We start from the raw sequence: 363 nt of genomic DNA on the forward strand, positions 1-363 counted from the left end.
CAGCGTCACATGGCCATCTGCATGGATCTCCAATGCCGCTCCTTCACTAACAGCTGCCTTATTTGAGTATGGACTCCGTGCTGCGCTGAAGGCCTTGTCGGCGTGCGAAAGCGTAACTACCACTCGAATCGGCAGCGCACTGTCTCGGACCTGCTCGATGGATATCTGCGGAGATCCAGCATCAATCGGCTTGAGAGCAAAAGCCAAGGCTGCGCGGTACTGTTGCAGTTGGTCTAAAGTTGGGCTTTCGGACAAGTCTGTGGGTACGCCGCCATCTTCGAAATGATGTCTGAACAGCGTATATTCCTGCACCGCGCCGAGAAGCAATCCATTCAAACCGAAGCGTTCACATACCAATTGAGT

At 53.4% G+C, this 363-nt stretch carries 1 protein-coding gene; it reads right to left on the reverse strand.

The genetic code is table 11. The features are described from left to right. Window positions 1-363 (reverse strand): hypothetical protein (locus SB847_RS20635; protein WP_410578435.1); only part of this gene is annotated, 363 nt, incomplete at both ends.

The sequence above is a fragment of the Bacillus sp. SIMBA_026 genome (assembly GCF_046535335.1).
Taxonomy (GTDB): domain Bacteria; phylum Bacillota; class Bacilli; order Bacillales; family Bacillaceae; genus Bacillus; species Bacillus velezensis.